We start from the raw sequence: 14185 nt of genomic DNA on the forward strand, positions 1-14185 counted from the left end.
GAGTGGGTAATAAGCTATCGGTTAGGAAAGTTTGTACGCGTAACAATGAGATAAAAGGATGACAATGAAAGAAACATTTACATTAGTAGCAACTGCAGCAGCAGGTCTTGAGGCTGTGGTTGGACGTGAATTGCGTGAGTTAGGTTATGACACGCAGGTTGAAAATGGTAAGGTGCGTTTCCAAGGTGGTGTTCGTGCAATTGCTGAAACTAACCTTTGGTTGAGGGCAGCAGATCGTATCAAGATTGTAGTGGGTGAATTTCCAGCACGTACCTTTGAGGAACTCTTTCAGGGAGTTTTTGCTTTAGACTGGGAAAATTATCTTCCGCTAGGTGCAAAATTCCCAATTTCTAAGGCTAAATGTGTTAAATCAAAGCTTCATAATGAGCCATCTGTTCAGGCGATTTCAAAAAAAGCTGTCGTTAAGAAATTGCAGAAGTATTTCCACCGTCCAGAAGGAGTGCCTCTCCAAGAAACAGGAGCGGAATTTAAGATTGAAGTCTCTATTTTGAAGGATAAGGCTACGGTTTTGATTGATACCACAGGTGCTAGTCTCTTTAAGCGTGGCTATCGTACTGATAAAGGTGGAGCACCGATTAAGGAAAATATGGCGGCTGCTATCCTTGAACTTAGTAATTGGTATCCGGATAAACCATTGATTGATCCGACTTGTGGTTCAGGGACCTTCTGTATTGAGGCTGCAATGATTGGCATGAACATTGCACCAGGATTTAATCGTGATTTTGCCTTTGAAGCATGGAATTGGGTGGATAAGGATTTAGTACAGTCGGTACGTGATGAAGCAGATAGCAAGGCAAACTACGATATTGAATTAGATATTATGGGTTGTGATATTGATGGCCGTATGGTTGAAATTGCAAAAGCCAATGCTCGTGAGGCAGGTCTTGAAGATGTTATTAAATTGAAACAAATGCGTTTACAGGACCTGAAAACAGATAAAATCAATGGTGTCATTATTTCAAACCCTCCTTATGGCGAGCGTTTGTTGGATGACAAGGCTGTGGATATCTTGTATAATGAAATGGGTCAAACTTTTGCGCCACTTAAAACTTGGAGCAAGTTTATCTTGACCAGCGATGAACAATTTGAAAGCAAATACGGTATGAAAGCCGATAAAAAACGTAAGCTTTATAACGGGACCCTCCGTGTTGATTTATATCAATATTTTGGAGAGCGTGTTCGCCGTTCTGAGGCTAGAAAGGTAAATTAAACGTGTCAGAAGATAAAACACAAAATGGCTATGAAGGTAGCCAAGAGCTAGATTTCCAAGATGCCAAGGAAATGACGGTCGGTGAGGCTGTCCGAAAAGAAGCTGAGATTAATGCTGGTGTAACAGAAACAGATAGCATTTTGGATAAGTATATCAAGCAACACCGTGAAGAAGTTGCCTCACAAAAATTTTCAAAGAAAATTGAAGCTGACGGCGATACATCACCTTTGGATGCCTTTATTCAAAAGCAACGTCAGGAGTTTGCGGATTCAGGTTTGATTGGTCAATCAATGGCTAATGAGTCAATCAACTCAACAACAGCTACTGAAGAAGTAACACCGGTCACATTTGGTTTTGGTGCTACAGATAACAAGGCTGATGAAACTCAATCTCATATTGACAAGCAGTTGCCAAATGCCCCTGTTGAACCTGAGGTTATTGCAGAACCAGAAAGTCAAAGTTCTGAAGTTATCATTACGTCAACAAATGCTGATCGTTTCATCACGTCAGAAACAGAAAAATTTGACCTTGGTGATGCACTCGCTGATTCATCTACTTCAACTAATCAGCCAACCTATAACGATGCATTGGTAGATAATATTGATGATAACAATCCTTTGATTGCTAACATTGATGATCCAGAACTACAAAATCCTGCTGTTGCCAATATTGACGATACTGAGCCACAAGCTTCAAAACCTTTGTTGGATGATGCTGCTATTTCAGACACTATTGATTTGGCAGCTATTGCATCAACAGTGGCAGGAGTAACTGGAGCAAAAGCTGATGAAGAAAAGACAACACCAAAAGTGTCTATGGCAGTTAATCGCCCATCTGCAGAAGACAGAATCTCTTCAGAGTCTATTTCACCATCGCATAAGAGTGCCTTTGATGGTGACATTCCAGTTTACCGTCGTAAAGGTGTTGTTATCGGTGCTCTAGCAGTTCTTGCTTTAGCTATTATCGGTGGTAGCTATGCTCTTTATAAAGGAACACATAGCCAATCGGCGAAAACAACAAGCACAGCTTCTTCAGCAGTGACATCATCATCAAGCAAGGATACGTCAGCTGCTGATAATAAGGCCTTTGAAGAAATGTATAATAATTTCTTCACAGATGACGAGCAAACAAAACTCGCTAATGATCAATTTGGTAAGTTATCAGATTTGGAAAAACTGCTCAAGAAATTGGAGAAAACCAAGTATTATGATGCAGCTAAGAAAAAATATGATAACTTGAAGAAACAAATTGAAGCTGTACAAAAGATTAACAGTCAGTTTGAGTCAGATGCTCTTGTAGATGGTAGCTATAATGCCTCTATCGCTGTTAAATCAGATGCTAACTTTAATAATCTTCCAGAAAATGTAACAACAACTGGGAATGCGAGTCTCGACAGCACGATCCAAGAAGCTATTAAGGGTGGTAAGACTCAGCTTGAAGAAAAAGCTAAGGCTGCGAGCGCAACATCTGCAGCGACAGCTGCTGCCAGCGCCAATACTGCTAGTCCTGCTGCACCTTCAGGTGATAACACATCTGGAGCAGCTTCTAATGGTGGTGGTGCGGCTGCATCAAATACTTCTGGAGCGCAAAATGGAGCAGCTAACTCAGCAGGTTCAACAGGTTCAACTGGTGCGACTGGAGGAACTACTGGTGGCTCAGCTGCAGCTTCAACAGTTGTAACACGCGGAATCACAAATTATAACCCATCAATCCTTCAACGTGATCGCTCACGTGTGCCTTATAATGCAAACGTAGTAGCAGATACAAGTAACCCAGCTTGGACATGGGCTGATGGTGTTCTTGATAAGATTATCGAAACATCACACTCACGTGGTTACTTCTCAGGAGATAACTTCATCCTTGAGCCAGTCAACATCATCAATGGTAATGGTTACTACAACTTGTACCTTCCAGATGGAACTTACCTCTTCAGTATTAACTGTAAGACAGGTTACTATGTTGGTAATGGTTCAGGTCACTCAGATAAACTTGATTACGAATAATAATCTGCGACACTCCTTCGGGAGTGTTTTTTGTTTTATCTTGGTGAAGGCCTAGTTTATAAGGATTTTGTGCTATAATAGAGGGATAAGATAGGGGTGAATACTATGGCAAAATTGATGCCGGGTAGAGTTCGTAATGAGGGTATTGAACTTTTTGAAAAGGATCTCATTACCATTCATCAGGTCTCAGAAACTCAGTTGGATACAACAGTTGACCAACATCATTTAATTTATGCACTCAATGATTCTGAAATCACGTGTGACTGTGATTATTTCGCTCAAAAAGGCTATTGTCCCCATTTGGCAGCGATTGAGTATTATCTAAAAAACGATAAAGAAGGCCAGCGTCTCTTGGCAGAATTAGAAGAGGAACAAGAGTCCTCTCAGGACCAAGAGCGAGGACACTCTTTTGGTGGTTTATTTTTAGAAGGCCTTTCCCTAAATGAGGATGATACTGTTAGATATAGCTTGATGGTAGAGGGAGAGGAATCTACCTTTGGTTCAGAGATTTGGTGGAGTATACGTTTACGTCGCTTACCAGATGAACGTTCTTATGTTATTCGAGATATTCCTGCCTTTCTCAAACTTGTAGAGGCTGAGGGTTATTATCAGATAGGTAAGAACTATTATGAACCCCTATCGCTTATTCAATTTGACCAGGCTTCGCAGGCATTTTTAGACTTCTTAGGACGGATGATTCCAGATGAAGCCAAGACTAATTTAGACTTTATTTTACCGAATAATGCACGTCATCTTTGTCTCCCCTACGGTTTTTTTGAGGAAGGTTTGAGACGGATGCAAGATTTGGATGGCTTTAGGTTTGAATGGGAAGGAACCGAATATCACCGACTTTTGGTTGAGGATTTGACTGCTGATGCCCATCTCTTCTCGTTTGATATTTCTGTTGAGCCTAAGATGATTGAATTGACTGTTGCTGAGAAGAATAGTCAGGCCTTTTTTAATAATCGTATTCTCTTTTATCAAGGTGTTTTTTATCGTTTGAATCGAAAACAACAAAAACTTTTGGTTGGTTTACGCTCTCTTCCAATCGGAAGCGATTTGAATAAGCATGTCAGCTTTAATCTTGATGAACAAGCCATCTTGGCTGCTAGTCTTTTTGATTTTAGGACTATGGGACCAGTTAAAGCTCCTAAAGCCTTTAATATCAAGGATTTTACACCAAGATTTCACTTTGACCTGAAAGGTGACAGTGAGGTTATACTTACATTAGCCTTTGATTTTGATGGTTTCCTAGTCCATAATCGACAAGAGTTGAGTCATTTAGGATTTACGAGTAACTATCGTCATGAGCAGGCTGTTTTCCGTTTGATGGCTAAGCATGAATTCACCCCTGATTTTCAGTCATCTAAACGATTAAGTAGCAGTCAAGAGCTCTATGATTTCTTTACGAATACTCTAGCAGAATTTGAAAATACAGGGACGGTTCTGATTGGGCAGGAGTTGCGTGACTTACGGGTTGAACAGAGTCCACAGGTTCAGGTAGAGCGTCAGGGGAATTTATTAGATATTTCCTTTGATTTTTCAAGTCTTGACGATGAAGATGTGGATCATGCTTTAGCAGCTTTGATGGCAAGTTCGCCCTATTTTATCAATCGTAGTGGTCAGTTGATTGTTTTTGACGAGGCGACGCATCGTATTAGTGAGAGTCTCAAAACTCTAAGAGCTCGATATTCAGGGCAAGGTCACCTAGAACTAAATCAATTGACTGCCTATCAATTAATGGATGCTCTTTCAGAAAGTGATTCTGTTCGTTTTTCAAAAGATTTCCAACTCTTAACGCAACATTTGAGTAAACCAGAGACCTTTGATTTGCCAACTTATAAGGTAGAAGCTGACCTTCGTCCCTACCAGGAAAAGGGTGTTCAGTGGCTATCTATGCTGCATCACTATGGTTTTGGCGGTATCTTGGCCGATGATATGGGGTTGGGGAAAACCTTGCAGACCATTGCCTATCTCTCTGCATATTTAGAAGAAGAGCAACGAGTCTTGGTTTTGTCACCATCAAGCCTGATTTACAATTGGCAGGATGAGTTTAAAAAGTTCGCTCCTCAGTTAGATGTAGCGGTTTCTTATGGACTCAAGCCAAGACGTGATGACATCATTGCTGAAGACCACCAGATTATTATTACAAGCTACGCTTCCTTTCGTCAGGATTTTGATGCCTACAAGGCTGGTAAATATGACTATCTCATTCTCGATGAGGCTCAGGTCATGAAGAATACACAGACAAAGATTGCCCAATATCTACGTGATTTTTCTGTTCCACATTGCTTAGCACTATCTGGAACGCCTATTGAAAATCATTTGTTGGAGATTTGGTCTATTTTCCAGATTATTCTACCAGGACTTTTGCCAACTAAGAAAACTTTCCTTAAGTTAACACCAAAGGAAGTGGCTAGGTATATTTCTCCTTTTATTCTAAGACGTAGGAAAGAAGAGGTCCTTCCTGATTTACCAGATTTGATTGAAATCACTCACCAAAGTGAATTGTCAGATGCTCAAAAAGCTATCTATTTAGCGCAATTGCAACAGATGCAGCAAGGTTTAATTTCTGCAAGTGATCAGGAAATCAACCGTCGTAAGGTGGAAATTTTGTCAGGAATTACCCGCTTACGACAAATCTGTGATACCCCAGCTCTTTTTATGGACTATGCTGGAGATAGCGGAAAATTAGATAGCCTAAGAGAGTTGCTTAGTCAAATTAAGGAATCAGACCACCGTGTTCTTATCTTTTCACAATTTCGTGGGATGTTAGATATTACAGAGGGGCTCTTACAAGAATTAGGTATTTCCTCTTATAAGCTAACAGGGTCAACGCCATCTGATAGTCGTCAAGAGATGACCAGAGCCTTCAATCAAGGAAGTCGAGATGCCTTTTTGATTTCTCTAAAAGCAGGAGGAGTGGGACTGAATCTAACTGGTGCTGATACGGTTATTCTGATTGACCTTTGGTGGAATCCAGCGGTAGAAATGCAGGCTATTAGTCGTGCGCATCGTATAGGTCAGGAACAAAATGTCGAAGTTTACCGTTTGATTACAAGAGGGACCATTGAAGAGAAAATTCTTGAGCTTCAAGAAGGCAAGAAGAACCTTGTAACAACCGTCTTGGATGGCAATGAAAGCCGTGCCAGCATGACCGTTGAGGATATTAAAGAAATCCTTGGTATTGTAATATCTTAATTTGTTATATTTGATATTGAAATACTAAGATGTGAAAATGCTACTAGGCAAATCTTTTGAATTAGGCTATAATAGAATACTGCAAGACGTATCTTCCCATTCCCGATTGTTTATATTAAGATACGCATCATCTCGAAAATGAAAGGAAGTCTTTTATGCATCGCCAAAGACGACAATTTCCGCTGATTCCAGACGGGGAATCTTGCTTGCAAGAACCGGTCTCTATGCGCCTATACGAAAATGAAGATTTAATCACAAATATCCGTGGCCCTTACCAAGATAAGGACTACAATGATTTGCTGCCGAACTATGATTTCTTGTCAGCTAAGCCTAGCAATCGTAAGCAGGCTTCAAAACGAGTGGAGACACAAGAAGCTGGCATGACTTATGCAGAGGAAGCCCGTGAAAAGGCTAAGCGTGATGTCCGTGAGAAACGCCAAAAATTCCTCCGCCAAGAAGTTCAACAAACCAAACATACTAATAGCCGTCAACTAACTGCTAAGCCTAAGGTAGAAGCTAAGCCAAGCTTTGAGGCTACTGTTGAGCCAGCTGCTGTAACAACGGATAAAGGGCCAGTGACAGCATCTATTTTGGGAGCTCCTGTAAGTGCTATCAAGCGAACTTTAGCACCTAACGGGAAACACTCAAAAATCCATCACTTGGCAAATCGTCTGCAACAGGATTCTTACATCTTGGCAGAAGTGGCTCCAACCTATCAACAGCCTAGTAACCCATCTCGTAAGAACGTCAAGAAAAATAGCTATGACTTCTTGAAACGTAGCCAGGTTTATAATTACCCAGAACGTCAAACTTACCGTGAACACCGAGTTGCTCAAGAATTAAATTTGACGCATTTAGAAGACGCAAACTAATCGCAGTGCGATTGTAAGGAGAAACTATGTCAAAAACTTATCATTTTATTGGAATTAAAGGATCTGGTATGTCAGCTTTGGCTTTGATGCTCCACCAAATGGGACACAAGGTTCAAGGTTCAGATGTGGAAAAATATTACTTCACACAACGTGGTCTTGAGCAAGCAGGTATTCCTATCCTTCCTTTCGATGAAAAAAATATCACAGAAGATGTTGAATTGATTGCTGGAAATGCCTTTCGTGAAGACAACAACGTTGAAGTTGCTTATGCGATTAAAAATGGCTACAGCTTTAAGCGTTATCACGAGTTCTTGGGTTACTTCATGGATCAATTCACTAGCTTTGGTGTGGCAGGTGCACATGGTAAGACTTCTACAACAGGTCTCTTGTCACATGTTATGAAAAATATCACAGACACGTCATACCTTATCGGTGACGGAACTGGACGAGGTTCTGCTAATGCACAATACTTTGTCTTTGAGTCTGATGAATATGAACGTCATTTCATGCCATACCACCCAGCATACTCAATCATCACTAACATTGACTTTGACCATCCTGATTACTTTACAAGTATCGATGATGTGTTCTCTGCCTTTGATGATTATGCTAAGCAAGTGCAAAAAGGACTCTTTGTTTACGGTGAGGATCCACACCTTCGTAAGATTACAGCCAATGCGCCAATCTATTACTACGGTTTCGAAGAAAATGATGACTTTATGGCAACAGACATTGTTCGTACAACGACAGGGTCTAATTTCAAGGTAAAACACGATGGACAAATTCTTGGAGAATTCCATGTGCCAGCCTATGGTCGTCACAATATCTTGAATGCAACTGCGGTTATTGGAAACCTCTATGTAGCTGGTTTCGACATGGACTTGGTTGCAGAACACCTTAAAACTTTCTCAGGTGTTAAACGTCGTTTCACAGAGAAAATTATCAGTGGTACTGTTGTCATCGATGACTTTGCTCACCATCCAACTGAAATTATTGCAACGCTTGATGCAGCACGCCAAAAGTACCCATCTAAAGAGATTGTTGCTATTTTCCAACCACATACCTTCACACGTACCATTGCTCTTCTTGATGAATTTGCTGAAGCTTTGAACGAAGCAGATGCTGTTTATTTGGCGCAAATTTATGGTTCAGCGCGTGAAGTTGACCATGGTGATGTTAAGGTTGAAGATCTTGCTGCTAAGATCAATAAACCTGCCAAAGTGGTTACAGTTGAAAATGTCTCACCTCTCCTTGACCATGACAATGCTGTTTATGTCTTTATGGGAGCTGGGGACATCCAACTTTACGAACGCTCGTTTGAAGAGCTCCTAGCAAGCTTGCAAACACACATGTAATATATTAAGGGCTGTAGCGATTTCGCTCAGCTCTTTCTCTTAATAGAAAGGAATTTAATATGCTTATTCGACATGCCCGAGAGGATGATTGGGCTGATGTTGTCCGTATCGAACAAGATAATTTTTCACCTGAAGAGGCTGCAACTCCAGAGGCTATTGCGGAGCGTTTAAAGACGATTTGTGATACCTTTCTAATTGCTGAAATTGATGGCGTTGTAGCTGGCTACATTGAAGGGCCTGTGATTGCGGAACGTTATCTTACAGATGACTTGTTCCATAAGGTGGTTCCTAATGCTAGTCAAGGGGGCTTTATTGCAGTTACTAGTTTGTCTATCTCCAAAGATTTTAAAGGGCAAGGTATTGGGACAGCCTTGATTGCAGCGCTTAAGGATCTGGCTATCGCCCAAAAACGCCAAGGTATTAGTTTGACTTGCCATGATTACCTGATTGCCTATTATGAGATGAATGGTTTCACTGATGAAGGAGAATCAGAATCAAATCATGGCGGTAGCGCTTGGTATAATATGGTTTGGGAAAATCCAGAAACCCATTGAATTCAGTGTTACGTTACTGTGACAAAGGACCAATTGATTTGCATTAACTGACTTTTTAAGATATAATGGCGTTTGTTACTATAGAGGAGGTATGCCTTGACGGACAAGTTTAATGAACACTCGGAATCTGCTGAAGATAGCCTAAGCTTTAAAGATCAGATTCTTCGAGATTTACAAGAAGCAACACGGCTCCGTTCTCTTCGCGAGGAGGAGCATAATAAAAGTGCAACTATGCCCGAGACACCACGTTCAACGTCAGCTGAGAGTGCTACAACACATAGTACCTCAGCGTCCAATAAAGTAAGTAACCAAGATTTTAGTTCACATTCTGTTTCTCACAGTGCTTTCGCTAAATCTATGACTTCTGAGACGGCTCAAGATTCTCAACAAGATAGTGTTGGCTTGTTTTCTGTTTCTCAAGCTGAGTCTTTAGTGTCTGATGCTCATTCAAATGTAGCGTCTATTTCTAAAGAACCTATTGAGGAGGAGAAAAAGGTAAATATTCCTCAGGAGACTGAAACGTCGAAACGCCGTTTTAAACGTCCGGTTTGGGAAACTAGCCTTAACGAAGCATCTGAAGAGGAGTATATTCCTGCAGATGTTGCCAAGGAGCTCATTGAAGCTAAGTCTAACGAAGCTATTTATACAGACCCTAAAGAATTGGAGGCCAAATTGACCTCAGAACGTCAAAAAGAAGCATTCTTGCAGGAACATCATGCAACAAGTGACCAAGCGTCGCAAGAAAAGGTTCAATCAGAGATAGTGGCTGATGGTAATGAGGATGATGAGAGTATTTCTCTAGAACCCTCTGGAAAACCTAAGAAAAAGAAAGGTAAGAAAGTGAAGAAGAAAAAGTCTTCGCCAAATGATGTTAAACAGGCTGACATTGTCGACGAAGAGCCGATTTCACGTTCTAACCGAAATCACAAACGCAATAAAAATAACCGTCGTGCTGGTAAAATTGCAAGAAATATTATTATCTTCTTGCTACTTATCTTGTCAGTAGCTGCATTCTTTGGTTATCGTTATGTTAGTGATGCTGTTGGCGCAAAAGATGTTAATTCAACTAAGTTTGTTAGTGTTGAAATTCCTGAAAATTCAGGTAGCAGTTATATTGGTCAACTATTGGAATCAGCTGGTGTCATTAAGTCTGGTAAGGTCTTTAATTACTATACCAAGTTTAAAAACATCTCAAATCTGAAAAGTGGTTATTACAACCTTCAGGCTAGCATGACTATGGATGAAATTATTGAGGCACTTCAGAAAAAAGGAAGTGATAAACCTCAGGAGCCATCTCTTGGTACGGTCTTGGTCAAAGAAGGATACACCATTGATCAAATTGCTAAGGCAGTTGAAGTTAATTCCTCAGCGAAAAAAGGCAAAAAAACATCAACTGGACTTAAGGCAAAAGATTTCTTGAAGCTGATGAAGGATGATGCTTTCATTACTAAGATGAAAGCGAAGTACCCAACCTTGTTGGCCAACCTTCCGAATTCTACGGATGCTAAGTATGTCCTAGAGGGGTATCTGTTCCCAGCGACTTATAACATTCATGATGATACGACGGTTGAATCTTTGGCAGAGGAAATGTTGTCTACGATGGATACCTACCTATCAACTTACTATGCGACGATTTCATCGGGCGGACACAATGTTAATGAGATTTTGACCCTAGCTTCTCTTGTGGAAAAAGAAGGAGCTACAGATGACGACCGTAAAAATATTGCTAGCGTCTTCTATAATCGTCTTAACTCAGACATGGCTCTACAAAGTAATATCGCAGTTCTTTATGCTCTTGGAAAACTTGGTCAGGAAACGACCTTGAAAGAAGATGCAACTATTGACACAAACATTGACTCCCCTTATAATGATTATGTTCATAAGGGGTTGATGCCAGGTCCTGTGGACAGTCCTAGTCTGTCTGCAATTGAAGCGGTTATCAATCCATCATCTACCAAGTACATGTACTTTGTTGCAGATGTAACCACTGGTAATGTCTATTTTGCTGAAAGCTATGAAGAGCATCAGCATAACGTTGAAACTTACATTAATAGCAAACTAAAAGATAAATAGTCTGATTGGCTCATTAAAATCAAGCAAACAAAGAGTGATTTTGAAAATAAAGCCAAGGGCTCAAAAAATAGGAAAGAGAAAAAAATGGCAGAAAAAACATATGTAATGACACAAGCGGAGAAAGAACAACTTGAAGCGGAATTGGAGGAATACAAACTCGTCCGTCGTCCAGAAGTTGTAGAACGTATTAAGATTGCTCGTTCTTATGGTGACCTTTCAGAAAACTCTGAGTATGAAGCAGCCAAAGACGAACAAGCCTTTGTTGAAGGACAAATTCAGATTCTTGAAACAAAAATTCGTTATGCGGAAATCGTTGATAGTGATGCTGTTGCTAATGACGAGGTTGCAATTGGTAAAACTGTTGTTGTTCAAGAAGTTGGTACAAACGACAAAGATACTTATCATATCGTTGGTGCAGCCGGTGCTGATATCTTCTCAGGTAAGATTTCAAATGAAAGTCCGATTGCTCAAGCCTTGATTGGTAAGAAAGTTGGCGACAAAGTCGCTATCGAATCACCAGCAGGTAGCTACTCTGTGGAAATCCTTAGTGTAGAAAAAACAGCCTAAGTGACTGTTGGAATTAAGGTGTTCAATATTTGAAACTAGTGGGAGTGAGACAAAACAGTTGTTCTGTCGCACTCCTTTTTTGGTTATTTGCGCTATTAGGAATTAGGTTAGTCTGAATTAGTCTATAAGAAAAGCACTTTTGGAAAATTCCAAGAGTGCTTTGTAGCTTATTTACGATTTTGCTTACCGGCGTTACGGTTTTTCTTTGGTTTGCTCGCAATTGCTTGAGTATTTTTTGGTGTCACATCTTTACGCTTGCTTGGTGTTGTACGAGGTGCTTTTGGAGGGTTCTTTTTGAACTCTTCAGCAACTTTTTCTTTTAAGCGAGGTTTGATGATGTAGTTGGTAATCAACTGTTGGATAATAGAGAAGATACCACCAACGAACCAATAGAGGATTACGGCTGCAGGTGAGCTAATACCAAAGAAGATCATCATGATTGGCATACTGTACATCGTCGCTGCCATTTGTTTACGTTGTTCTTCAGGAACTTGTTGAATAGACAACCAAGATTGGAAGTAGTAAAGCGCTGCGATGATGATAATCAATGGGAAGTCACGGTGACCAAGGTTAAACCAGAGGAAGTTATCCTTGAGTACACCAGGAGTGTAACGTGCTGCATAGTAGAGTGCTGAGAAGAATGGGAACTGAATCAATAAAGGAAGACAGCCGACACCGCCCATCAAGCTTAGGCCGTTTTCACGCTGAGCTTGCATGAGTTCAGACTGGGCAGCCATTTTTTCTTCTTGAGTTTCAGCGTTGCGCAAACGTTCGTTAATTGGTTCTAAGATAGGCGCAAGGTATTCACGTTTTGCTGCTTGGTAGGCTGCGCTACGGGATTGGTGAAGACCAAGTGGCAAGATAATCAAACGAACAATGATGGTTACGAAGATAATGCCAAGACCAAATCCCAGATTTAAATTATGTGCGAAGTAGGTGATGACGTGGCTCATAGGGCGACCAAGTAGGTTCCAAACCCAACCAGTAGGATTACCAGACTTATCAAGGCTCACACATCCTGATAGGAAGAGAAGCATGCTGGCAGCAAGCCCCATCAGGGCTAGACGTTTTTGATTTTTATTCACAGTATCATTCCTTTTGTTTTTTAGTTATACTTGTCTATTTTACCTTTTTTTAAGGAAGAGAACAAGTTAAAAACGGAGCTCCGACCTTAATTAGCCATGCGAAAATCGCTGTAATTAGGGAAGTTAGCCATGGTCACATCGACATAGGTTACTTTAGACCATTTTGAAGGCCCCTTTCGAACTTCTTGAATAAATTTAGCTAACTTAGAAGGGTTATCTGACTGAGCTAGAATTTCAACAGTACCGTCGTCATTATTCCAAACCCGACCGCATATATCTCCAATATCTAGTGCTAGAGCATAGGTTGAATAACGAAAACCAACACCTTGGACTCTTCCTGAGACTAATAATCGTACTTTTTGCATGGTCTATGACCTCCTTTTGAAAGCTCTTTCTTTTAGTATAATCCTTGCTATAAAGTCGGTCAAGTCCAAGATTTATCAGGGGATTTCTGCTATAATGAGTGTATGGAAATCATTCAATCAAAGCAAAATGCTAGCATTAAGTCTGCTAGAAAATTATTGCAGCGTAAGCACCGTAAAACTAGCTATCTTTTAGAAGGATGGCATCTTTTTGAGGAAGCAAAGGCAAGCGGTGCCGAGATTCTTCAAGTTTTCGTACTTGAGGAAATGGCTGATCGTGTGGCTAATATGTCTAAGGTTAAGTTGGTTAGTCCAGAGGTGCTTAAGGAACTCTGTGAAACTCAGACACCTCAAGGGATTGTGGTAGAAGTTGCTAAACAATCTCAAGCCTTGCCAAAGTCTCTCTCAGGGAAGTATCTTCTCTTGGAGGATGTTCAGGACCCTGGTAATGTAGGAACAATGATTCGAACAGCAGATGCCGCAGATTATGACGGAGTCTTTTTGTCGGATAAATCAGCTGATATTTATAATCAGAAGACCTTGCGTTCTATGCAGGGAAGTCATTTCCACCTTCCAATCTATCGTGGACCAATTCTTGACATGGTTGAGGCTTGCAGAAAACAAGGTATACCCGTCTTAGCAACGACTCTTTCCGATGTTTCCGTTGACTATAAAGCAGTTAAGACAGATGGTAATTTTGCCCTAGTGATGGGAAATGAGGGGCAGGGAATTAGTCAGGATATGGCTGAGTCTGCTGATCAACTCGTACATATTAGCATGCCAGGTCAGGCGGAGAGTCTGAATGTTGCTGTTGCAGCAGGAATTCTCATGTTTAGTCTCTAGGTCTAAAGGATGATTTTAGGAGAAAACAACTGACTTTTA

At 40.7% G+C, this 14185-nt stretch carries 11 protein-coding genes; 9 read left to right on the forward strand and 2 right to left on the reverse strand.

The window, feature by feature from the left end; translation table 11 throughout:
* The first annotated feature begins 64 nt into the window (after positions 1-64).
* The 8 genes from ACYVQ1_RS07850 to greA all read left to right on the forward strand — a co-directional run bounded on the left by ACYVQ1_RS07850 (position 65) and on the right by greA (position 11856).
* Positions 65-1231, forward strand: coding sequence for a THUMP domain-containing class I SAM-dependent RNA methyltransferase (locus ACYVQ1_RS07850; RefSeq protein ID WP_064525716.1), 1167 nt, complete (start codon positions 65-67; stop codon positions 1229-1231).
* A gap of 2 nt (positions 1232-1233) precedes the next feature.
* Positions 1234-3234, forward strand: coding sequence for a cell division site-positioning protein MapZ family protein (locus ACYVQ1_RS07855; RefSeq protein ID WP_461250345.1), 2001 nt, complete (start codon positions 1234-1236; stop codon positions 3232-3234).
* 105 nt (positions 3235-3339) lie between these two features.
* Positions 3340-6435: a DEAD/DEAH box helicase gene (locus tag ACYVQ1_RS07860; RefSeq protein WP_461250346.1), complete on the forward strand. Its 3096-nt coding sequence runs from the start codon at positions 3340-3342 to the stop codon at positions 6433-6435.
* Between the two features lie 155 nt (positions 6436-6590).
* Positions 6591-7307, forward strand: coding sequence for a hypothetical protein (locus tag ACYVQ1_RS07865; RefSeq protein ID WP_002886515.1), 717 nt, complete (start codon positions 6591-6593; stop codon positions 7305-7307).
* Positions 7308-7333: 26 nt separating this feature from the next.
* Complete coding sequence (gene murC, locus ACYVQ1_RS07870) at positions 7334-8662, forward strand: UDP-N-acetylmuramate--L-alanine ligase (RefSeq protein ID WP_461250347.1); 1329 nt, start codon at positions 7334-7336, stop codon at positions 8660-8662.
* Positions 8663-8721: 59 nt separating this feature from the next.
* Positions 8722-9216, forward strand: coding sequence for a GNAT family N-acetyltransferase (locus ACYVQ1_RS07875; RefSeq protein WP_461250348.1), 495 nt, complete (start codon positions 8722-8724; stop codon positions 9214-9216).
* Positions 9217-9312: 96 nt separating this feature from the next.
* Entirely contained in the window at positions 9313-11289 is a 1977-nt protein-coding gene (gene mltG / locus ACYVQ1_RS07880) for an endolytic transglycosylase MltG (RefSeq protein WP_461250349.1), read from the forward strand.
* An 84-nt stretch (positions 11290-11373) separates the two neighbouring features.
* Entirely contained in the window at positions 11374-11856 is a 483-nt protein-coding gene (greA, locus tag ACYVQ1_RS07885; protein WP_002883697.1) for a transcription elongation factor GreA, read from the forward strand.
* A 167-nt stretch (positions 11857-12023) separates the two neighbouring features.
* On the opposite strand, the gene yidC is transcribed toward greA, so the two are convergent.
* Positions 12024-12941, reverse strand: a complete 918-nt coding sequence (gene yidC / locus ACYVQ1_RS07890) for a membrane protein insertase YidC (RefSeq protein ID WP_037598962.1) — start codon at positions 12939-12941, stop codon at positions 12024-12026.
* An 86-nt stretch (positions 12942-13027) separates the two neighbouring features.
* Complete coding sequence (locus tag ACYVQ1_RS07895; RefSeq protein WP_037597401.1) at positions 13028-13306, reverse strand: acylphosphatase; 279 nt, start codon at positions 13304-13306, stop codon at positions 13028-13030.
* Between the two features lie 102 nt (positions 13307-13408).
* Here ACYVQ1_RS07895 and ACYVQ1_RS07900 point away from each other — a divergent pair, with 102 nt between their 5' ends.
* Entirely contained in the window at positions 13409-14146 is a 738-nt protein-coding gene (locus ACYVQ1_RS07900; RefSeq protein WP_461250350.1) for a TrmH family RNA methyltransferase, read from the forward strand.
* Positions 14147-14185 lie beyond the last annotated feature (39 nt).

The sequence above is a fragment of the Streptococcus parasalivarius genome (assembly GCF_054785155.1).

Excerpts from the sequence above, each read along its gene's own strand:
- ACYVQ1_RS07850 (WP_064525716.1), top strand. The coding sequence starts at position 65 with ATGAAAGAAACATTTACATTAGTAGCAACTGCAGCAGCAGGTCTTGAG.
- ACYVQ1_RS07860 (WP_461250346.1), top strand. The coding sequence starts at position 3,340 with ATGGCAAAATTGATGCCGGGTAGAGTTCGTAATGAGGGTATTGAACTT.
- ACYVQ1_RS07865 (WP_002886515.1), top strand. The coding sequence starts at position 6,591 with ATGCATCGCCAAAGACGACAATTTCCGCTGATTCCAGACGGGGAATCT.
- murC (WP_461250347.1), top strand. The coding sequence starts at position 7,334 with ATGTCAAAAACTTATCATTTTATTGGAATTAAAGGATCTGGTATGTCA.
- ACYVQ1_RS07875 (WP_461250348.1), top strand. The coding sequence starts at position 8,722 with ATGCTTATTCGACATGCCCGAGAGGATGATTGGGCTGATGTTGTCCGT.
- greA (WP_002883697.1), top strand. The coding sequence starts at position 11,374 with ATGGCAGAAAAAACATATGTAATGACACAAGCGGAGAAAGAACAACTT.
- ACYVQ1_RS07895 (WP_037597401.1), bottom strand. The coding sequence starts at position 13,306 with ATGCAAAAAGTACGATTATTAGTCTCAGGAAGAGTCCAAGGTGTTGGT.
- ACYVQ1_RS07900 (WP_461250350.1), top strand. The coding sequence starts at position 13,409 with ATGGAAATCATTCAATCAAAGCAAAATGCTAGCATTAAGTCTGCTAGA.